General features: G+C 69.9%; 18 protein-coding genes. 10 read left to right on the forward strand and 8 right to left on the reverse strand.

Features of this window, described 5'->3' with window-relative positions:
* Window positions 1-5: 5 nt before the first annotated feature.
* Together G6N64_RS28955 and G6N64_RS28960 are read right to left on the reverse strand one after the other, a co-directional pair.
* Window positions 6-1,265, reverse strand: coding sequence for an Rv1490 family membrane protein (locus tag G6N64_RS28955; protein WP_163801187.1), 1,260 nt, complete (start codon window positions 1,263-1,265; stop codon window positions 6-8).
* 62 nt (window positions 1,266-1,327) lie between these two features.
* Window positions 1,328-2,776, reverse strand: coding sequence for an NAD-dependent succinate-semialdehyde dehydrogenase (locus G6N64_RS28960; protein ID WP_163801188.1), 1,449 nt, complete (start codon window positions 2,774-2,776; stop codon window positions 1,328-1,330).
* A 49-nt stretch (window positions 2,777-2,825) separates the two neighbouring features.
* On the opposite strand from G6N64_RS28960, the gene pgi reads away from it, so the two are divergent.
* Entirely contained in the window at window positions 2,826-4,493 is a 1,668-nt protein-coding gene (pgi, locus tag G6N64_RS28965) for a glucose-6-phosphate isomerase (protein ID WP_163801189.1), read from the forward strand.
* 86 nt (window positions 4,494-4,579) lie between these two features.
* Window positions 4,580-5,287: a ZIP family metal transporter gene (locus G6N64_RS28970; RefSeq protein WP_163801190.1), complete on the forward strand. Its 708-nt coding sequence runs from the start codon at window positions 4,580-4,582 to the stop codon at window positions 5,285-5,287.
* On the opposite strand, the gene G6N64_RS28975 is transcribed toward G6N64_RS28970, so the two are convergent.
* Window positions 5,284-6,033 (reverse strand): SDR family oxidoreductase, encoded by a 750-nt coding sequence (locus tag G6N64_RS28975; RefSeq protein ID WP_163801191.1) that lies wholly within the window; start codon window positions 6,031-6,033, stop codon window positions 5,284-5,286. The genes G6N64_RS28970 and G6N64_RS28975 overlap by 4 nt on opposite strands.
* 94 nt (window positions 6,034-6,127) lie before the next feature.
* Between G6N64_RS28975 and G6N64_RS28980 the strand changes: the two genes are divergently transcribed.
* On the forward strand, window positions 6,128-6,694 hold the full coding sequence (locus G6N64_RS28980; protein ID WP_163801192.1) for a chorismate mutase: 567 nt from the start codon (window positions 6,128-6,130) through the stop codon (window positions 6,692-6,694).
* On the opposite strand, the gene G6N64_RS28985 is transcribed toward G6N64_RS28980, so the two are convergent.
* Genes G6N64_RS28985 through G6N64_RS28995 form a run of 3 tightly spaced genes read right to left on the reverse strand, consistent with a single transcriptional unit; the run spans window position 6,687 to window position 9,041 of the window.
* The gene (locus G6N64_RS28985) at window positions 6,687-7,550 is read right to left on the reverse strand and encodes an Fpg/Nei family DNA glycosylase (RefSeq protein WP_163801193.1); all 864 of its coding nucleotides are present in this window, start codon (window positions 7,548-7,550) and stop codon (window positions 6,687-6,689) included. The genes G6N64_RS28980 and G6N64_RS28985 overlap by 8 nt on opposite strands.
* Window positions 7,551-7,568: 18 nt before the next feature.
* A complete protein-coding gene (locus tag G6N64_RS28990; RefSeq protein WP_163801194.1) occupies window positions 7,569-7,949 on the reverse strand; it encodes a phage holin family protein in 381 nt (126 codons plus the stop codon).
* A gap of 21 nt (window positions 7,950-7,970) precedes the next feature.
* The gene (locus G6N64_RS28995; protein WP_163801195.1) at window positions 7,971-9,041 is read right to left on the reverse strand and encodes a YihY/virulence factor BrkB family protein; all 1,071 of its coding nucleotides are present in this window, start codon (window positions 9,039-9,041) and stop codon (window positions 7,971-7,973) included.
* A 135-nt stretch (window positions 9,042-9,176) separates the two neighbouring features.
* On the opposite strand from G6N64_RS28995, the gene G6N64_RS29000 reads away from it, so the two are divergent.
* Genes G6N64_RS29000 through G6N64_RS29010 form a run of 3 tightly spaced genes read left to right on the forward strand, consistent with a single transcriptional unit; the run spans window position 9,177 to window position 11,744 of the window.
* Window positions 9,177-10,397: a diiron oxygenase gene (locus G6N64_RS29000; RefSeq protein WP_163801196.1), complete on the forward strand. Its 1,221-nt coding sequence runs from the start codon at window positions 9,177-9,179 to the stop codon at window positions 10,395-10,397.
* A 59-nt stretch (window positions 10,398-10,456) separates the two neighbouring features.
* Window positions 10,457-11,335, forward strand: coding sequence for an LLM class flavin-dependent oxidoreductase (locus tag G6N64_RS29005; RefSeq protein WP_163801197.1), 879 nt, complete (start codon window positions 10,457-10,459; stop codon window positions 11,333-11,335).
* Between the two features lie 37 nt (window positions 11,336-11,372).
* The gene (locus G6N64_RS29010) at window positions 11,373-11,744 is read left to right on the forward strand and encodes a nuclear transport factor 2 family protein (RefSeq protein WP_163801198.1); all 372 of its coding nucleotides are present in this window, start codon (window positions 11,373-11,375) and stop codon (window positions 11,742-11,744) included.
* On the opposite strand, the gene G6N64_RS29015 is transcribed toward G6N64_RS29010, so the two are convergent.
* Window positions 11,741-12,940 (reverse strand): ROK family transcriptional regulator, encoded by a 1,200-nt coding sequence (locus G6N64_RS29015; protein ID WP_163801199.1) that lies wholly within the window; start codon window positions 12,938-12,940, stop codon window positions 11,741-11,743. The two genes, G6N64_RS29010 and G6N64_RS29015, sit on opposite strands and share 4 nt — an antisense overlap.
* 100 nt (window positions 12,941-13,040) lie before the next feature.
* On the opposite strand from G6N64_RS29015, the gene G6N64_RS29020 reads away from it, so the two are divergent.
* Window positions 13,041-14,270, forward strand: a complete 1,230-nt coding sequence (locus G6N64_RS29020) for an MFS transporter (RefSeq protein WP_246230847.1) — start codon at window positions 13,041-13,043, stop codon at window positions 14,268-14,270.
* Here the strand turns inward: G6N64_RS29020 and G6N64_RS29025 are convergent.
* Window positions 14,251-15,273, reverse strand: coding sequence for an AraC family transcriptional regulator (locus tag G6N64_RS29025; RefSeq protein ID WP_163801201.1), 1,023 nt, complete (start codon window positions 15,271-15,273; stop codon window positions 14,251-14,253). The genes G6N64_RS29020 and G6N64_RS29025 overlap by 20 nt on opposite strands.
* A gap of 131 nt (window positions 15,274-15,404) precedes the next feature.
* Here G6N64_RS29025 and G6N64_RS29030 point away from each other — a divergent pair, with 131 nt between their 5' ends.
* From G6N64_RS29030 to G6N64_RS29040, 3 genes are all read left to right on the forward strand, one after another.
* Window positions 15,405-16,997, forward strand: coding sequence for an FAD-dependent oxidoreductase (locus G6N64_RS29030; protein ID WP_163801202.1), 1,593 nt, complete (start codon window positions 15,405-15,407; stop codon window positions 16,995-16,997).
* On the forward strand, window positions 16,994-17,824 hold the full coding sequence (locus G6N64_RS29035; RefSeq protein WP_163801203.1) for an SDR family NAD(P)-dependent oxidoreductase: 831 nt from the start codon (window positions 16,994-16,996) through the stop codon (window positions 17,822-17,824). Before G6N64_RS29030 ends, G6N64_RS29035 begins: the two co-directional genes overlap by 4 nt.
* 117 nt (window positions 17,825-17,941) lie before the next feature.
* Complete coding sequence (locus tag G6N64_RS29040; RefSeq protein WP_163801204.1) at window positions 17,942-19,495, forward strand: succinic semialdehyde dehydrogenase; 1,554 nt, start codon at window positions 17,942-17,944, stop codon at window positions 19,493-19,495.
* Window positions 19,496-19,811: the final 316 nt, after the last annotated feature.

The following is a 19,811-nucleotide window of genomic DNA, read 5'->3' on the forward strand; positions in this document are numbered from 1 at the left end:
GCGGGCTACTGGAAGTTCGGTCCCCCGACGTGTAGCGCCGCGCCCGTCGGGAGCACCGCGAGGACGACGACCGTCACCACGAACAGCCGCACGGTGCGCGCGGGGACGGGCTCGTCCATCGCGGGCCGCCCGACGGCGTAGAGGACGTACGGCAGTACGAGGTCGAAGGTGATCAGCACCCACCATCTGGTCCAGTCGACTCCGGTGACGAACAGCGGCACGACGAGGCACAGCCCGAGAAGCGGCAGCAGCGGTCGGCGTCGCACGTCGCGCAGGTAGTCCAGCGCCGGAGTGCCGGAGAACGTCTGGACCGCCCACAGGGTGACCGCGAGGTAGACCAGCCCGAGGAGGGTCGAGGCGAACAGCGGCCCGAACCCGAAACTGGCGACCAGGCTCAGCCCGTCGCCGACCGTCGAGTCGACCATCGGGGCGGCCACCCGGCACATCCAGTCGTGGTAGTCGGCGAGGCTCTCCCGGCTGCCCAGGAGGTAGGCGATGTGCTCCGCCGGCGTGTTCGATGCCGCGTACGGGTCGTCGAGCATGCGGTGGGGTAGCGACCGGCACAGCAGCGGACCCGTCGTCGTCGACCCGCCCAGCACGGCGATCGCCGCGATCGAGACGAGACCGGGTCCGACGGCGAGCATCGCGGCCAGCCCCTGCCGCAGCGGCGTCATCCAGCCGGCCAGGGCGACGATGGCCACCGCGACGCCGAGACCGAGCTGCAGCGGGATGCCCTCGTGGGCGAACGCGAGTACGGCGATGAGGACGCCGTAGACCGCGCTTGCGATCAGCACGGGCCGGTCGGTCCGGGCGCGGGTCAGGTGGAGCGCGTAGGCGACCAGGGCAGTCATCGCCCACAGTTCGGGCCGGGGCGAGTACAGCGCGTAGGACAGGGCGAACGGCAGCACCGGAATCGTGATGGCGAGGAGGATGCGCCGCTGCGACGGGGCCCGGCCGCCGAGGACGTGCCGGATCAGGACGCCGAGCGCGACGAACCACGCCACCACCGGCGCCCACATCATCGTGTAGGTGGCCGGGAAGTACCACCCCGCGGGGAGCAGGCGGACGAGTTCCCCACCCAGTCCCCGCCGCACGAACCCGAACTCGTAGGTCGGCACGTAGTAGGACAGCCAGTAGATGGCCGACGGATACACGACGAGCTGGACGAGCAGGTGCAGCACCGCTGCCACGGCGACGAACGCCGCCACGCCGACGTAGACCCGGGTGCGCCGCGACCGGGAGGCCGCCTCGACGGGGGTGGACACGGGCGGACTCTATCCGCAGCCGCGGCGATCCGCGCCCGCGACGTCGACCGCCCGTGACCGTCCTACTTCGTCAGCGCGATGTACTTGGTGTCGAGGTACTCCTCGATGCCCTCGGTGCCGCCCTCCCGACCGAACCCGGACTCCTTGATGCCGCCGAACGGTGCTGCGGCATCGGAGATCACGCCCCGGTTCACCCCGACCATGCCCGACTCGATCGACTCGGCGACCCGCAGCGCGCGGTCCAGGGACTGCGTGTAGATGTACGCCGCGAGACCGAACTCGGTGTCGTTGGCGGCGGCGATGCCCTCCTCCTCGGTGTCGAAGCCGGTGATGGGCGCGACGGGGCCGAACACCTCCTCCTTGAGGATCCGCGCGTCGGCGGGGACGTCGGCGAGCACGGTGGCGGGGTAGAAGTTGCCCGGCCCCTCGGGCGCCACGCCACCGACGGCGACCTCGGCGCCGCGCGACACCGCGTCGGACACCAGTTCGGTGACCTTGTTCAGCTGCTTGGCGTTGATGAGCGGGCCCAGCGTCGACGACTCGTCGAGACCGTTGCCGAGGGTGAACTCGCTCATCCGCTTGACGAGCTTCTCGGTGAACTCGTCGCGCACCGCGTTGGCGACGTGGAAGCGGTTGGCCGCCGTGCACGCCTCGCCGCCGTTGCGCATCTTGGCGAGGATCGCGCCGTCGACGGCGGCATCCACGTCGGCGTCGTCGAACACGATGAAGGGAGCGTTGCCGCCGAGCTCCATCGACGTCCGCAGCAGCTTGTCCGCGGACTGCTTCACCAGTGCCTTGCCGACGCCGGTCGAGCCGGTGAACGTGAGCTTGCGCAACCGGCCGTCGTCGATGAGCGCGCTCGTCACCCCGCCCGGATCGCTGGTCGGCAGCACCGACAGCACGCCCTTCGGCAGACCGGCCTCGTCCATCAACTTGGCCAGGTAGAGCATCGTCAGCGGCGTCTCCTGCGCGGGCTTGACGATCATCGTGCAGCCGGCGGCGAACGCGGGGCCCATCTTGCGAGTACCCATGGCCAGCGGGAAGTTCCACGGCGTGATGGCGTAGCAGGGCCCGACGGCCTGCTTGGTGACGATGATCCGACCGGTGCCCGCAGGGCTCGGGGTGTAGCGGCCGCCGATGCGCACCGCCTCCTCGGCGAACCAGCGGAAGAACTCGGCGCCGTAGGTGACCTCGCCCTTGCTCTCGGCGACGACCTTGCCCATCTCCAGAGTCATCAGCGCCGCGATGTCGTCGGCCTGCGCGGTGATCGCCTCGAACACCGAACGCAGGATCTCGCCGCGCTTGCGGGGCGCGGTGCCGGCCCAGTCGGCCTGCACCGCCGAGGCCGCGTCGAGTGCGGCGATGGCATCCTCGGGGGTCGCGTCGGCGACGCTGATCAGGGATTCGTCCGACGAGGGGTCGAGGACGTCGAAGGTCGACGTGCGTGAAAGTTCCTCACCACCGATCCACAGCCCGGTGGGAACTGACTTCAGAAGCTGGCTGGTGTCCATACATTCATCATTTACACCTTCCTTCCGGCGCCCGCATTAGGGTTGGGATATGGCTTCCCCGACGGACCAGAATCCCGACATCTCGACGACACCGGCGTGGAACGCGTTGGTCCGGCACCACGAAACGATCGGCTCCAAGCACCTGCGCGAGTTCTTCGATCAGGATCCGGACCGTGGACGCGAACTCGCCCTCACCGTCGGCGACCTGTACGTCGACTACAGCAAGCACCGCGTCACCCGCGAGACCCTGGACCTGCTCGTCGACCTCGCGAGGACCGCGGGGCTCGAGGCCAAGCGCGACGCCATGTTCGCCGGCGAACACATCAACACCTCGGAGGACCGCGCGGTGCTGCACACCGCGCTGCGGTTGCCGCGCGACGCCACGCTGGTCGTCGACGGCCAGGACGTCAACGCCGACGTGCACGAGGTGCTCGACGCGATGGGCGACTTCACCGACCGGTTGCGCACCGGCGAGTGGACCGGTGCCAGCGGCCAGCGCATCACGACCGTCGTCAACATCGGCATCGGCGGATCCGACCTCGGGCCGGTGATGGTCTACCAGGCCCTGCGGCACTACGCCGACGCCGGCATCTCCGCGCGCTTCGTCTCCAATATCGACCCCGCCGACCTCGTCGCGAAGCTCGACGGCCTCGACCCGGCGACGACGCTGTTCGTCATCGCGTCCAAGACCTTCACGACGCTCGAGACCCTGACCAACGCGACCGCCGCGCGGCGGTGGCTCACCGAATCACTCGGCGACGCCGCGGTGTCCAAGCACTTCGTGGCGGTCTCGACCAACGAGAAGCTGGTCGACGAGTTCGGCATCGACACCACCAACATGTTCGGCTTCTGGGACTGGGTCGGCGGCCGCTACTCGGTGGACTCCGCGATCGGACTGTCGGTGATGGCGGTGATCGGCAAGGAACGGTTCGCCGAGTTCCTCGCGGGCTTCCACCTGATCGACGAGCACTTCCGCACGACCCCGCTGGAGGCGAACGCGCCTGTGCTGCTTGGCCTCATCGGCCTCTGGTACAACGAGTTCTTCGGCGCGCAGTCCCGCGTGGTGCTGCCCTACTCGAACGACCTGTCCCGGTTCGCCGCCTACCTGCAGCAGCTGACGATGGAGTCCAACGGCAAGTCGGTGCGCGCCGACGGCACCCCCGTGACCACCGAGACCGGCGAGATCTACTGGGGCGAGCCGGGAACCAACGGCCAGCACGCCTTCTACCAGCTGCTGCACCAGGGCACCCGCCTGATCCCGGCCGACTTCATCGGCTTCTCGGAACCCACCGACGATCTGCCCACCGCCGACGGCACGGGCAGCATGCACGACCTGCTGATGAGCAACTTCTTCGCCCAGACGCAGGTGCTGGCCTTCGGCAAGACCGCCGAGGAGATCGCCGCCGAGGGCACCGCGGCTGACGTCGTGCCGCACAAGGTCATGCCCGGAAACCGGCCCAGCACATCGATTCTCGCGACGACGCTGACGCCGTCGGTCGTCGGCCAGCTCATCGCGCTGTACGAGCATCAGGTGTTCACCGAGGGCGTCATCTGGGGCATCGACTCGTTCGACCAGTGGGGCGTGGAACTCGGCAAGACGCAGGCGAAGGCGCTGCTGCCGGTCCTCACCGACGACGATGCGCCCGCCGAGCAGACCGACAGCTCGACCGACGCCCTCGTGCGGCACTACCGGGCGGAGCGAGGGCGATCGGCCTAGTCGCCTGGGCGATTTGTGCACCCGAAGCCGCGGTGAGCGCGGTTGCGCGTGCACGAATCGGCCGGAGCGCGTGACATAGTTGAGAGGTGTTCGCCGCACTGCTGTGGGGCCTGCTGGCAGCGTCGTCCTTGGTCATCGGCGCCGCACTCGGCGTGTGGCGCAACTGGAGCGACGCCCTGGTCGGAGCGGTCCTCGGTTTCGGTGCAGGAGCCCTGGTTTCGAGCATCTCCTTCGAGCTCGCCGCGGAGGGTTTTCAGCGCGCCGGCGCAGTGGCGGTGGCGCTCGGCCTCGCGGCCGGAGCGCTGGCCTTCTTCCTCGCCGACCGCGGTGTCGCGCGACTCAACGGACGGGACCGTTCGAGTCGGGCGGGCTGGCCCCTGGCGCTGGGCGCACTGCTCGACGGAGTCCCCGAGCAGGCCACCCTGGGAATCGCGATCGCGACGACGGGATCGGTGAGTCCGGCGCTGCTGGTGGCGATCTTCGTGTCGAACCTCCCCGAGGCGATCGGCTCCGCATCGGAGATGAGGAAGGCGGGCTCGCGCCGCCGCGTCGTCCTGGGCGGCTGGGCTGCGGTGACGGTGCTCTGCGCGGTGGCCACCGCGGGCGGCTTCGCACTCAAGCAGGCGACCGGACCCGGATTCGAGGGCGCAGTGGACGGTTTCGCCGCCGGTGCGCTCCTGGTCATGCTCGTGGGGTCGATGATCCCGGACGCGAACGACAAGTTCGGCGACCGCGCGGGCCTGGCCGCGGTGCTGGGCTTCGCGATGTCGGCGTATCTGTCCCTCGCCGGCTAGGCGAAGCGCTTGGTGAAGCGGGGCGGGAGGACCTTCATGACCTCGACGAGCGGCCACCAGGGCCACCCGGGGACGACGGCGCGGCCCTTCTCCTTCTCGATGGCGTCGACCATGGCCTTGACGCCCGTCTCGTTGTCGACCATCAGCAGCGTCGAGTTGGACTTGGCGGTCATCTCGGACTCGATGTATCCCGGCTCGAGCACGGTGATCTTGATCGGCCCGGTCGGGTACTCGGCCCTCAGCGACTCGCCCAGCGACGTGACGCCGGCCTTGCTCGCGGCGTAGGCGGCCTTGACGCCCGGCACGCCGACGTTGCCCAGGACCGACGACACCAGGACGAGATGCCCGCGGCCGGAGGCCTTGAACATCTCGAGTGCCGTCTCGATCTGCACCAGCGCGCTGACCAGGTTGGTCTCGATGGTCGCCTTGTTGGCCCACGGCTTGCCGCCACCGAGCGGGTAGCCCTTGCCGATGCCGGCGTTGACGATCACGCAGTCGACGCCACCCAGTTCGTCGGATAGTTCCCGGAACACGACGGGGACGCGTTCGTGGTCGTTGACGTCGAGCGCCGCGACGGCCACGGTGATGTTCGGGTGCTTCGCCGTCAGCTCGGCCTTGAGTTCCTCGAGGTTCTCGGCCCGGCGCGCGCAGAGGGCGAGGTCGCGGCCCTTGGCGGCGAACTGGCGGGCCATGCCCGCACCGAGGCCCGAGCTGGCGCCGGTGATGAGGATCTTCTGCCGAGTCATGCGAGCAGGGTAGCTCGCCTGGACACCTGTCAACTAACCGGTCGGGTGGGTGGACCTCGACGTAACCGCCTCCCACGAGCCAAGATCGTCGGTCATGTGGTCCCTCGAACTGCTGATCGCCACGGCCGCCCTGAGCACGGCGCTCGGCGTCGCGTCCCCGGCCCGCGCCGACGAGTACGACCCGCTGCACGGCTTGGTCGACACCGCCGCGCAGCGACTCCTGACCGCCGACCCGGTGGCGGCGTTCAAGTGGATCAAGGGTGGGTCCATCGAGGACCCTGCCCGCGTGACCCAGGTGCTCGACGCCGTCGGCAAGGACGCCCACGAACGTGGGATCGACGCGGCGTTCGTCCGGCGGGCCTTCGAGGATCAGATCCACGCCACGGAGGGAGTCGAGTACACCCGCTTCGGCCAGTGGAAGTTCGACCCGGCCACGGCTCCGTCCACGGCACCCGATCTGGCCGAATCACGCACCGCCATCGACGGTTACAACCGCACGATGGTCGCGGAGATGGCCGCCCAGCGGGACGTCCTGGCGGGTCCGTACTGCCGGCAGGCACTCGGCGACGCGCGCGCGGTCGTGGTGGCGGAACGCCGACTCGACCCGCTCTACGCGCGGGCGCTCGACAGCGCCACCGCGTCGTACTGCCCGGCTACTTGAGCAGTTTCGACATCCGCCGGTCGGCGAGCACCCGGCCGCCGGTCTGACACGTCGCGCAGTACTGGAAGGACTTGTCGGCGAACGACACCTCGCGCACGGTGTCACCGCACACCGGGCAGGGCAGGCCGGTGCGCGCGTGGACGCGCATGCCGGACCGCTTCTCGCCCTTCAGCGTGGCGGCTTGCTGCCCGACCGAGCGGGTCACCGCGTCGGTCAGCACCGTGACCATCGCCGCGTGCAGCGCGTCGAGTTGCGCCTCGGTGAGCTTGTTGGCGCTCGCGAACGGCGAGAGTCGCGCCACGTGCAGGATCTCGTCGCTGTAGGCGTTGCCGATCCCCGCGATGACCTTCTGGTCGGTGATCACGGTCTTGATCCGACCGGCGTTGCCCTTCAGCGCGGCCGCGAGGCCGTCGAGGTCAAGGGTGAGGGCGTCGGGCCCGAGTACGGCGATGCCGGGCACCTTGGTCGGATCGTCGACCAGCCACACCGCCAGCCGCTTCTGCGTGCCGGCCTCGGTGAGGTCGAATCCGGGTGCCTCGCCGGGTGTTCCGAGGTGTACGCGCAGCGCGATGGGCCCCTTGCCGGGCTTGAGCGGTGCGGCCGAGAGCTTGTCCGACCAGCGCAGCCAGCCGGCCCGCGAGAGGTGGGTAATGAGGTGCAGGTCGCCGAGTTCCAAGCCGAGGTACTTGGCCCACCGGTTGGCGCCGGTGACCTCGCGGCCGTGCAGCGCGGCGACGGGCGGGTCGAACGTCTTGAGGACCGACAGCGCGGCCACGTCGACCCTTCCCACGGTCAGGCCGACCGCGTGGCGCCGCAGGTGGTCGGCGAGCGCCTCAACCTCGGGGAGTTCGGGCATGTCATCCAGTGTGCCGCACTAGCGGCCGGTGATGAGCGAGAGCGGCCAACTCACTATGGACAGCACGATGGCCGCCCAGATGGCCGTCCACCAGAAGTCGTCGATGTAGAGGCCCCAGTGGGTGGTGTGCTCGGTGATCGACGAGGTGAGCCACAGCATCGCCGCGTTGATGACGACGTGGATCAGGCCGAGCGTGACGACGTAGAGCGGGATCGAGATGAGCTGCACGACCGGCTTGACGATCGCGTTGACCAGACCGAAGAGCACCGCGACGACGAAGACGATGGCGACCCGCTGGACCACGTCGTCGCCGCCGACGAATCGGATCCCGTCGACCAGCTGGGTCACGATCCACAGTGCGACACCGGTCGTCGCGGCGCGCAGCAGGAACGAACCCATGGGCCGATCCTGCCATCACGATCAGTCTCCGTCGTCGCCACCTCGGGTGCGACGCAGTGCCGCGGCGCGCTCGACGTCCTTCTCCTCCGCCGCCCGAACCTTCTCGATCTGGGTGGTGTCGCGGGGCGGGAGCTGCAGGTCGCGCTCGGCGGGCAGGCCGGCCTGAAGTTGTCTGCCGCGCTCGAGTTCCGCGTCGAGTTCCGCGCCGAACAGCAACGCCAGGTTGGTGATCCAGAGCCACAGCAGGAAGACGATGACACCGGCGAGCGCACCGTAGGTCTTGTTGTAACTGCTGAAGTTGGCCACGTACACGCCGAACCCGATCGAGGCGACGATCCACGTGACGATCGCCAGCCCGGCACCGATGCTGATCCAGCGGAACTTCGGCTGTTTCACGTTGGGGGTGGCGTAGTACAGGATCGCGACGGCCAGGATCACCGCCAGCAGGATCACCGGCCACCGCGCGACGTTCCACACCGTCACCGCAGCGTCGCCCAGGCCTAGCGTGTCGCCGATGGTGCGGGCGACGGGCCCGCTGATCGCGAGCATGAAGGCGACGGCGGCCGCCAGCACCAGGCCCGCGAACGTGAGCAGGAGCTGCTGCGGCCGCAGCTTCCACATCGGCCGGCCCTCCTCGACCTCGTACATCCTGTTCATCGCGCGGCCGAAGGCGCCGACGTACCCGGACGCGGACCACAGCGCGGTGAGGATGCCGAGCACGAGGGCGAAGCCCGCGGATGGCGAGTTGACGAGCTGCTCGATCGTCGGACGCATGGTGTCGATCACGGACGCGGGCGCGATGCCGCCCGCGATCTCCAGCACCGCGTCGGTGGTGCGCCGGCCCTGCCCGAACACGCCGAGCAGCGAGACGAGCGCCAGGAGTGCCGGAAACAGGGACAGCACTGCGTAGTACGTGAGGGCTGCGGCAAGGTCGGTGCACTGGTCCCGGCTGAACTCGCGGGCGGTCTTGCGCAGGACGAACAGGACGGACGGCTTGGTGAGGTCGCCGGGCGACTCGGGCTTGCGTGGGTCGTCGGGGTCCGGCATGCGGTCCTCGACGTCCGGGGCCGCGTCACCGTCGGTGGTGGTCATCTCGAGCCGATACCCGCGGCCGGTGGCGCGAAACGCCTGCGTCAATTCGCTACCTCGAGTATCCGGTACCCGGGGTATTGACACGGTCGGCTCGGCATCCATACCGTGAGGGCACCCAACGAAGGGACGTCAACGGTGACCGCTTCGATCAGGACCTCCGCCACTCCGTCGCGCGACGACTTCTCCGGTCGCCTACTGCGGGGGTCGGTGAAGAAGTCGTTCGAGCCGATCGTCGACATCGATTGGGACGCACCGCTGGACCCGGACAAGTTCTTCCTGCCGCCGAAGGTGGTGTCGCTGTACGGGACCCCGATGTGGGACGCCATGACCCGGGCGCAGCAGATCGAGCTGTCGCGCCAGGAACTCGTCAACACGCTGTCGGCGGGCATCTGGTTCGAGAACATCCTCAACCAGGCGCTGCTGCGCGACCTGATGCACGCCGACCCCACCTCGAACGCCACCCACTACGCGCTGACCGAGATGGGCGACGAGACCCGCCACATGGTCATGTTCGGCAAGGCGATCGAGCGGCTCGGGGCCAAGCCGGTTCAGCCGCGGCGGTACCAGCGGATCATCATCAACGCGCTGCCGTTGACCTTCAAGGGCTCCCTGCTGTGGGTGGCCGCCCTGGTCGGCGAGGAGATCTTCGACTCGCTGCAGCGCCAGATGATGGACGACCCGGACCTGCAGCCGATGGTCCAGCGCCTCATGCGGATTCACGTGACGGAGGAGGCCCGGCACATCCAGTTCGCACGCGACGGAGTCCGCCGCCGGGTTCGGGAGATGCCCCGGCTCAACCGGTGGTGGGTGGCCAACCTCAACGGCGTGGGCGGCGTGTTCTTCCAGCACCTCTTCACCAACCCGGTGCAGTACCGGCGCGTCGGACTGCCTGCCCTCGAGGCACGGGCACAGGCCCGCCGCAGCCCGCACCGGCACCAGGTGCAGGCCGGGGGCTTCGCGCCGCTGGCGGCGTTCCTCGAGGAGGTCGGGCTCATGGGCCCGGTCGCGCGGCGGCTGTGGCGCCGGACCAACTTCCTGCCCGGCGGACCGGTGACGCCTGCCGCACCGGACGAGTCGGTCGAGGACGGCGCAGAGGACGTCTACGAGGGACCGGCCACCCTCCGCGTCGCCGACGAGGATCACGCCGTCCGCGCCCGCCTCACCGGACACCTCAGCCCCATCGACGGCAAGTACCACTGGCGCGGAACGGTTTTCGGGACGTTGACCGACGAGGCGCTCAAGCGTCCGGAGGCCCTGCTGACCGCCAACGGTCGCACCGCGGCCGCGCGGATCGCCGAGCGCACGGCGCAGGGCGGCTACTCGGTCACGGGCATGGGCACGCCGCCGTTCGGCTGACCGACCCGGCGACGCACCGTTCCGCCTCGCTGAATTAGAACGTGTTCTAGTATTGGCGCATGCGGTTCACGTATGCGGAAGCCATGACCGACCCGAAGTACTACATCCCGTTGGCCAAGGCGGCCGACGAGGCCGGGTACCACGCGATGACCATCCCGGACAGCGTCGCGTACCCGGAGGAGTCGGACTCGACGTATCCGTACACCGAGGACGGCAACCGGGAGTTCCTGGACGGCAAGGCCTTCATCGAGTCGTTCGCGCTGATCGGTGCCCTGTCCGCGGTGACCACCCGGTTGCACTTCAACATCTTCGTGCTCAAGCTGCCCATCCGGCCGCCCGCGCTGGTGGCCAAGCAGGCCGGGTCGCTGGCCGCGCTGTTCGACAACCGCCTCGGCCTCGGCGTCGGGACGAGCCCGTGGCCCGAGGACTACGAGATCATGGGCGTCCCATACGCCAAGCGCGGCAAGCGGATGGACGAGTGCATCGACGTCATCCGCGGTCTGACGTCCGGCGACTACTTCGAGTACCACGGGGAGTTCTACGACTTCCCCAGGTTCAAGATGACGCCGGCGCCCACCAAGCCGCTGCCCATCCTGATCGGCGGCCACGCGGACGCCGCTCTCAAGCGTGCCGCCCGCAACGACGGGTGGATGCACGGCGGCGGCGACCCCGAGGAACTCGACCCCCTGCTGAAGAAGTTGCAGCAGTATCGCGAGACCGAGGAGCGGATCGGGCTCGCCGACGAGTTCGAGATCCACGTCATCTCCATCGACGGGTTCACCCTCGACGGGGTCAAGCGGCTCGAGGACAAGGGTGTCACCGACGTCATCGTCGGCTTCCGGATCCCCTACGTCATGGGGCCGGACACCGAGCCGCTCGACGACAAGATCCGCAACCTGGAGTGGTTCGCGGAGAACGTGATCGCGAAGGCGACCTGACGCGTTGACGGCCCGCCGAGCGGGTAACCCGAAGGGCATGAATCCTTCGGTCGACGAACTCCTCGAACTGGAGCGCGGCGGTTGGGATGCGTTGTGCACCTCCTCCGGCTCCCGCTACTACGGCACGCTGATGCTGCCCGACGCGGTCATGGTGCTCGCGAACGGCATGGTGATGGATCGCGACGCCGTCGTCGAGTCGCTGTCGCAGTCGCCGCCGTGGCGCACGTACCAGATCGATGACGTCCGGTTCGTCACGATCGACGACGACACCGCGGCGCTGGTGTACGTCGGGACCGGATACCGGGACGGTGACGAGCCCGCGTTCGTCGGGGCCATGTCGAGCGTCTACCACCGCACGGACTCCGGCTGGCGGCTCGCGCTCTACCAGCAGACCCAGATCCCCGGCTAGGGCCTCGTGGTCAGTGCGTCGACGGCGCGCGCGCTGAGCACCTCGTCGAGGACCAGCGCGGCGATGCCCACCACCGCGGAGTGCCCACCGTGTGCCGCGGGCACCACCTGCAGCGCACGCGTCGCCATCGCGGTCGCGTTGCCGTACAACGTCTCTCGCAGGCCGGCAACGAACACGTCGTACGCGGCCGCCATGTCGCCCGCGACCACCAGCACCGCGGGGTTGAGCAGGTTGACCGCCGCGGCGATCACCTCGCCGACGTGCCTACCGCTGTCGCGGACCATCCCGCGGACCTCGGGGTCACCGGCGTGGACGAGGTCGACGACGTCGCGCATGTGCCGCACCGCGCGGCCCTGCTGCTGCAGCCGGTGCACCAGCGCCCATCCGCCCGCGACGGCCTCGAGGCAGCCGGTGTCGCCGCACCGGCACGGAAGGCCATGCGCCGCAGCGGTCTTGTTGTGCCCGAACTCCCCGGCGGCCTGGGTCGCCCCGCGCTGCAGCACTCCTCCGGCGATGATGCCCGCGCCGAGGCCCGTCGAGGCCTTGATCACCAGTAGGTCGTCGAGCCGTTCCAATTCGCCGCCGCGCTCACCCACCGCGATGGCGTTGGCGTCGTTGTCCATGATCACCGGCACGGAGATGTCAGACCCCAGGTCGCTACGCTCCCGCCCACCGGCGGCCAGACTCGCCAGCTCCGCGAAGTACGGCCGCAACCGGACCCCGTCCCAGCCGCGCAGGATCGGCGAGTCGCGACTGCAGCCGCGTTCGCGGTCAACGGGCCCGGGCAGGCTCAGACCCACCCCGTAGACGGGCACGCCCGCGTAGCCGTCGAGCAGCAGGTCGAGCGCCTTCACCACGTCGGGCATCAGATCGTCGGGGCCGAGCGGGACCTCCTGGTCGATGTCCGACGTCGCGACGAGTTCGCCCGCGAGGTTGCACACCGCCATGCGCGTCCGGCTGATGCCGATCGCCACGCACACCACGATGCCCGCGTCGGCGTCGAAGGTGAGCTTGGTAGCGGGACGCCCGCCGGTCGAGGCGGCGGGCTCGCTCTCCGCGACCAGGCCGAGCTGCCGTAGGACTGCCACGCGGGCACCGATCGCCGTCCGGGACAGGCCGGTGAGCTGACCGAGTTCGGCGCGGGTGGTGCCGCGGAGTTCCCGGATCAGGGCGAACACGTCGCCGACGCTGGCCATGCCTTCGATTGAACCCGACGATCGTAAGGTGCGCCACTTTCGCCCGAAAAAAGCAAAAGTCGTTTTACATGACGGCCGAAGTAAGCCTACCGTTGACGACGTGACTCGTACTCTCGCCAAGCCAGACGACTTCGTCGGGCCCCGCTCCGTCGTCGCGCCCGACCCCACGGTCCGGTGGCTCGCCGTGCTGGCCCTCGCCCTGGGCGGCTTCGGCATCGGTACCACCGAGTTCGTCGCGATGGGCCTGCTCCCCGACATCGCCGCCAGCCTGAACATCACCGAGCCGATCGCCGGCCACGTCATCTCCGCATACGCGCTGGGCGTCGTCGTCGGCGCGCCCCTGATCGCATCGCTGACCGCACGGATGCGCCGCAAGACGCTGCTGCTCGGCCTGATGGTGGTGTTCACCGTCGCCAACCTCGCGAGCATGTTCGCGCCCTCCTACGAGACTTTAATGGCCGCCCGGTTCATCGCGGGCCTCCCGCATGGCGCGTTCTTCGGCATCGCGGCCCTCGTCGCCGCCCACCTGATGGGGCCGCAGAACCGCGCCAAGGCCGTTGCCCACGTGCTGACCGGCCTCACGGTCGCGACCGTCATCGGCGTCCCGGCGGCGTCGTGGCTCGGGCAGCACTTCGGCTGGCGCAGCGCGTTCGGACTCGTCGTCGCCGTCGGACTCCTCACCCTCACGGCCATCTGGTTTTGGCTGCCCACGATGCGCGGCATGCACGTCACCAGTCCGCTCACCGAACTCGGCGCACTCAAGCGCGTCCAGGTGTGGCTGTCGCTGCTGGTCGGCATGGTCGGCTTCGGCGGCATGTTCGCCGTCTACACCTACGTGTCGACCACGCTGACCGACGTCGCGGGTCTGGCCCGCGCGCTGATCCCGCTCGGCCTGATGGCCTTCGGGCTCGGCATGGTCGTCGGCAACCTCGTCGGCGGCCGGATGGCCGACAAGTCCGTCATCCGCGGTCTGTACGCGTCGATGACCGCGCTGGGCATCGTGCTCGCGCTGTTCGTGTTCGCCTCCCACAACCCGTGGACGGCGATGCTCGGACTGTTCTTCATCGGTGCGACGGGCGCCTCGATCGGCCCCGCCCTGCAGACCCGCCTCATGGACGTCGCGCACGACGCGCAGACGCTGGCGGCGGCGCTGAACCACTCCGCGCTGAACATCGCGAATGCGGCGGGAGCGTGGATCGGCGGTCTCGTCATCTCGGCCGGCCTCGGATACAGCGCACCTGCGGCCGCGGGCGCCATCCTGGCCGTGGCGGGCATCGTCGTGCTGACGGTGTCGGTGCTGCTGGAGCGCTTCACCGCACGCGCGCGGTAGCCGACAGCCTGCGGTACTCCCGCGGCCCGACGCCCTTCCACCGGCGGAACGCCTGCGAGAAGCTCGACAGTTCCCGGTAGCCGAGCCGCTCCGCGATCTCGGCGACGGCCATCCCGCCGGCGAGGAACTCCTCGGCGAAGCGCTCGCGCACCTCCTCGACCAGCGCCCGGAACGACGTCCCCTCCGCGGCCAGCCGATGCCGCAATGTCCGGTCGCTGACATGGAGTTCCCGCGCGACGAGCCGGGCGTCCGGAACGCTGCCCAGGTTCCGGACGAGGATGTCGCGCACCAGCCGCCCGGTCTCCCGCAGCGGTCTCCGCCGCTCGAGCAGGACGCTGCACTGCTCGAGCGCCAGGGCGAGCACCTGCTCGTTGGCCTGCGGCATCGGCAGGTCCAGCAGCGCGTCGTCGGCCACCACCGCCGACTCCGCCACCCCGAACAGCGGCCGCACGCCGAACGCGTCGTCGTAGACGCCGGCGTCGTCCGGTGCGGGGAAGGCGAACTCGACCGGCAGCGGCGGCGGGTCGGCGAACACCTCCCGCTGCAGCCGGCGCAGCCCGGCCACGTCCCGTTCGACCACGAAGCGCCGCAGGTGCGACGGGATGCCGTTGGCCGTGAACGTGAAGGCCGTCCGTCCGTCGCGCGCGGCCCGAGCGACCGAGCTGAAGGCGAACGTCAGGATAATCGAGCGCAGCAGGGTGTCGACGGCCGCGCGCACGGTGGCGCTGCTGATGAGCGCGAACGCGAACGTGCCGTAGAGCGGCAGCTGGAACCGCGAGCCAGCCTCGACGCCGAGACCGGGAGGGTCGCCGAGTGCCTCGACGACGTTGCCGACGACGGCGAACTCCTGCCGGGTGGAGATCTCGCTGCCCCGGTCCGACAGCCGCGACATGGTCAACCCGGTGTCGCGCAGCGCGTTCTCGACGGTCAACCCACGCTCCCGGGCGAGGTCGATCATGACCAGCGCGCCCGAACCCGAGCGCGGTACGTCCCACTCGACCACGCGATCCCCTTTCACGGCCCCGTTGCCGAATGTAGTAACTCTGGGTCCGCAATGCACCTGTGCGCGGCGACGACGCGGCGCTAGCGTCGGCCTTCGGGTCGCCCGATCCGGGATGGAGGCGTGCGTCGACGATGACCGCACACGCGAGCGACCGGCTGGACTGGCTGATCGTCGGCTCCGGATTCGGCGGCAGCGTCGCCGCACTGCGACTGGCCGAGAAGGGCTATGACGTCGCCGTGCTCGAGCAGGGCCGCGAGTTCTCCGACGCGGACTTCGCCCGGACGGCCTACGACGTCGGCCGCCTGCTGTGGGGGCCCGGCCTCGGTCTCAAGGGCATCCTCGCGCTGACGCCGCTGCGGCACGTGTCGGTGCTCAGCGGGGTCGGCGTCGGCGGCGGGTCCCTGGTGTACGGCAACACGCTGTACGTCCCGCACTCCGACGACTTCTACCGGCACCCGCAGTGGGCCGGCCTCGCCGACTGGCGCGCGGTGCTCGCGCCGCACTTCGCGACGGCCCAGCGGATGCTCGGTGCCGTCACCTGCCGGGCCGATGGTCCGAGCGAGCAGATGATGCGTTCGGTCGCAGCGGAACTCGGCGTCGCCGCCGGCCACCACCCCACCGAGGTGGGCGTCTTCCTGGGGACGCCGGGGGTCACCGTCACCGATCCGTACTTCGACGGCGCGGGTCCCGATCGCACCGGCTGCGTCAACTGCGGGCAGTGCATGCTCGGCTGCCGGCACGGCGCCAAGAACACCCTCGTCAAGAACTACCTGCACCTCGCGCGGGGACACGGCGCGCGCATCCGGGCCGAACGGACCGTCACCGACATCGCGCCCGCAGGTCGCGCCGACGGCTCGGACGGCTACGTCGTCACCAGCGTCCGGACCGGGCGGCGGTTCCGCAGGGACCGCCGGCGCGACGTCACGGCCGGCGTGGTGCTGGCCGGTGGCGCGCTGGGCACCACGCGACTCCTCCACACGATGCGCGACTCCGGATCCCTCCCCCGGCTCTCGGAGCGCGTCGGCGACGTCGTCCGCACCAACAGCGAGGCCATCGTCGCGGCGACCACGCTGCGCCGCGACGCCGACCTGATCGCCGACATCGCCATCACCTCCAGCGTGCACCCCGACGAGCAGACCCACTTCACCAACAACACCTACGGCCTCGGCGGCGACCCGCTCGGGCTGATCTTCGGCCCGCTCACCGGCGGCCGGGGCCGGCCGGTGAAGTTCCTCTGGGAGATCGTGCGACACCCACGGCGGTGGCTCAATCCCGTCCGCATCCGCGGCTGGTCGCGACGGACCGTCATCTTCACCGTCATGCAGAGCGTCGACTCGTCGCTGCGGCTGCGACCCGCGCGCTTCGGCAGGCGGCTGGTCACCGAGCGCTCCCACGGGCCCGCGCCGAGCAGCTACCTGCCCATCGCGAACGAGGTGGCGCAGCGGGCAGCTCGCATCATCGGCGGATACCCGCAGTCCTCGATCGCCGAGTCGCTGCTCGGGGCGCCGACCACCGCACACATCCTGGGCGGCGCCGTCATCGGGACGACTGCCGGAGAGGGCGTGGTCGATAGGTACCGTCGCGCGTTCGGTTACGAGAACCTCCTCATCACCGACGGCTCGACGATGCCCGCCAACGTGGGGGTGAACCCCAGCCTCACGATCACGGCCATGGCCGAGGAGGCACTCAGCCACGTTCCGCCGAAGCCTGCAGGCCCGTCGTGAAACGCGTCCCGCCGTGGCACCACTGCGTCATCACCGGCGGGTCGTCGGGGTTGGGCCTCGAGATCGCGCGGCAGCTCCTGCGGCAGGGCGTCGCGGTGACCCTCGTCGCGCGCAACGAGACCCGCCTGGGCATGGCTGCGGCCGGACTGCGGCGCCAGATGCCCGGCGCGAACGTCGGCACCCTCGTCCTCGACGTCGTCGACGCGGCCGCCACCCGCACCGCGTTCGAGGAACTTGCGCAGACCACCGGCGCCATCGACACGCTGATCAACTCGGCGGGCATCCTCATCGAGGGCCACGCCGAACAGCTCACCATCGACGATCACCGCGCCGTGATGGACGTCAACCTCTTCGGGACCGTCAATGCCTGCACCGCCGCCCTTGCCACGTTCGGCGACGACCCCGGGACGATCGTCAACGTCTCGTCGGTGGCCGGCCTCATCGGCGTCTTCGGGTACACCGCGTACTCGTCGAGCAAGCACGCGATCGTGGGTTACACGCGGTCGCTGGCCTACGAGGTCGAACCCCGAGGCGTCCACGTCGTCCTCGTCTGTCCCGGCGAGTTCGACTCGCCGATGGTCGATTCGCTCGATGCCGACCGCACGCCCGAGAACCGCGAGCACACGTTAACCATCCCCAAGTTGTCGGTGGAACAGGTGGCGGCGGAGACGATCTCGGGCGTCGCCGCCGGCCGTCGCATGATCGTCCCCGGCCGAAGGACGCGCGCCGCGGTCCTCGCCAGTCGCCTGCTGCCGGGGATCTCCGATGCCGTGTCGCGTCGGCGGATCGCGCGGGTATACACCGGTCCGCGGACGTCGCTGCGGTGACCCGCGCTCAGATCGGCCGGGCGATGCACGCAGTTGGCCGCTGGCGCTGGTCTCGTCCGATCGGGTAGAACTGCAAATAGCGTTACTGGCCAGTAACACACCTTCCGAGGAGTCGCCATGCCCGCACCGTCCGCAGCTACGTTTGGGCGTCTCGCCGATCTGATCGCCATCCCCGACGCGTCCGAGCGGCCCACCCGGTCGGTCGTCGAGGTGTTCTCCGGCAAGGAGCTGACCACCATTCCGGTCGGCACCGCGCAGGACGCCCTGGACGCGATCGCCCGCGCCCGGGTGGCGCAGAAGGAGTGGGCGACCCGGCCCGTGTCCGAGCGCGCCGCGATCTTCCACCGCTACCGCGACCTGGTGCTCAAGAACCTCGACTCGCTGATGGACATGGCGCAGGCCGAGACGGGCAAGTCCCGCAACGCCGCGCAGGAGGAGATCCTCGACATCGCGATGACGGCGCGGCACTACGCCCGCGTCGCGCCGAAGCTGCTGCGTCCGCAGCGGGTGACGGGCATGCTGCCGGGCCTCACGAAGACCGTCGTGCGGTACCAGCCGAAGGGCGTCGTCGGCGTCATCTCGCCGTGGAACTACCCGATGACGCTGGCGGTGTCCGACGCGATCGCCGCACTGCTCGCCGGCAACGCCGTGGTGCTCAAGCCCGACAGCCAGACGCCGTACTGCGCGCTGGCGTGCGTAGAGCTGCTGTACGACGCCGGTCTGCCGCGGGACCTGTTCGCCGTCGTCCCAGGGCAGGGCTCGGTGGTCGGTACGGCCCTGGTCGAGAACACCGAGTACCTGATGTTCACCGGGTCCACCGCGACGGGCCAGCTGCTCGCCGAGCAGGCGGGCCGCCGGCTGATCGGCTTCTCGGCCGAACTCGGCGGCAAGAACCCGATGATCGTGACGGCCGGCGCCAACCTGCGCGAGGTCGCCGACGCCGCCGTGCGCGCCTGCTTCGCCAACTCCGGGCAGCTCTGCATCTCGATCGAGCGGATCTACGTCGAGCAGTCCATCGCCGACGAGTTCACCCGTGTGTTCGGCGAGCGGGTCCGCAACATGACCTTCCGCGGCGGCTACGAGTTCGGCGTCGAGATGGGCAGCCTGATCTCCGAGGAGCAGGTGAAGGCCGTCTCCGCTCACGTCGACGACGCGGTCGTGAAGGGTGCGACCGTCGTGGCCGGCGGCAAGCCGCGGCCCGACCTGGGGCCGCTGTTCTTCGAGCCCACCGTGCTGACGAACGTCCCCGAGGACGCCGAGTGCTACCGCGAGGAGACGTTCGGACCCCTCGTCTCGATCTACCCGGTGGCCAATGTCGACGAGGCGGTCGCCCGCGCCAACGACACCGAGTACGGCCTGAACGCCAGCGTCTGGGCGGCCAGCAAGCGGGAGGGCGAGGAGATCGCCGCGCGCATCCACGCCGGCACCGTGAACGTCGACGAGGGCTACGCGCCGACCTGGGGGAGCACCGGTGCGCCGATGGGTGGCATGGGAGTGTCCGGGATGGGCCGTCGCCACGGCCCCGAGGGGCTCATCAAGTACACCGAGCCGCAGACGATCGCCACCACGCGCATCCTGAACCTCGGTGGGCCGCGCGGGCTTCCGCCGAAGCTGTGGGCGAAGATCATGCCGCCGTTCGTCAAGGCGCTGCAGTACATCCCCGGCCGGTAGGGTCCGCGCTCGGATTCGGATAGCGCTCACTCGACGCGCGAACGGGCGGGACAGCGAGGGCACGGTCCACCCGGGGGCGTCACTGAACGTTGACGCCCGCGGGAGACACACCACTCCCCCGCGGCCGCGATGCCCGCGTTCGGATAGCGCTCACGCGACCAAAGTGCGAGTGGCCGTGCACGTCACCGCTCACTCGACGCGCAAACGCGCGAACGCACGGCCAGGAAGGGCACGGTCCACCCGGGGGCGTCATCGATCGTTGACGCCCGCCGGAGACACACCACTCCCCCGCGGCCGCGATGCCCGCGTTCAGATA

The sequence above is a fragment of the Mycolicibacterium sediminis genome (assembly GCF_010731735.1).
GTDB lineage: Bacteria > Actinomycetota > Actinomycetes > Mycobacteriales > Mycobacteriaceae > Mycobacterium > Mycobacterium sediminis.

Coding starts and splice junctions, on each gene's coding strand:
- G6N64_RS28960 (WP_163801188.1), bottom strand. CDS start 2,776: ATGGACACCAGCCAGCTTCTGAAGTCAGTTCCCACCGGGCTGTGGATC.
- G6N64_RS28995 (WP_163801195.1), bottom strand. CDS start 9,041: ATGACCACCACCGACGGTGACGCGGCCCCGGACGTCGAGGACCGCATG.
- G6N64_RS28985 (WP_163801193.1), bottom strand. CDS start 7,550: ATGCCCGAACTCCCCGAGGTTGAGGCGCTCGCCGACCACCTGCGGCGC.
- G6N64_RS29015 (WP_163801199.1), bottom strand. CDS start 12,940: ATGGCCAGCGTCGGCGACGTGTTCGCCCTGATCCGGGAACTCCGCGGC.
- pgi (WP_163801189.1), top strand. CDS start 2,826: ATGGCTTCCCCGACGGACCAGAATCCCGACATCTCGACGACACCGGCG.
- G6N64_RS29030 (WP_163801202.1), top strand. CDS start 15,405: ATGACCGCACACGCGAGCGACCGGCTGGACTGGCTGATCGTCGGCTCC.
- G6N64_RS29005 (WP_163801197.1), top strand. CDS start 10,457: ATGCGGTTCACGTATGCGGAAGCCATGACCGACCCGAAGTACTACATC.
- G6N64_RS28990 (WP_163801194.1), bottom strand. CDS start 7,949: ATGGGTTCGTTCCTGCTGCGCGCCGCGACGACCGGTGTCGCACTGTGG.
- G6N64_RS29040 (WP_163801204.1), top strand. CDS start 17,942: ATGCCCGCACCGTCCGCAGCTACGTTTGGGCGTCTCGCCGATCTGATC.
- G6N64_RS29010 (WP_163801198.1), top strand. CDS start 11,373: ATGAATCCTTCGGTCGACGAACTCCTCGAACTGGAGCGCGGCGGTTGG.
- G6N64_RS28975 (WP_163801191.1), bottom strand. CDS start 6,033: ATGACTCGGCAGAAGATCCTCATCACCGGCGCCAGCTCGGGCCTCGGT.
- G6N64_RS28980 (WP_163801192.1), top strand. CDS start 6,128: ATGTGGTCCCTCGAACTGCTGATCGCCACGGCCGCCCTGAGCACGGCG.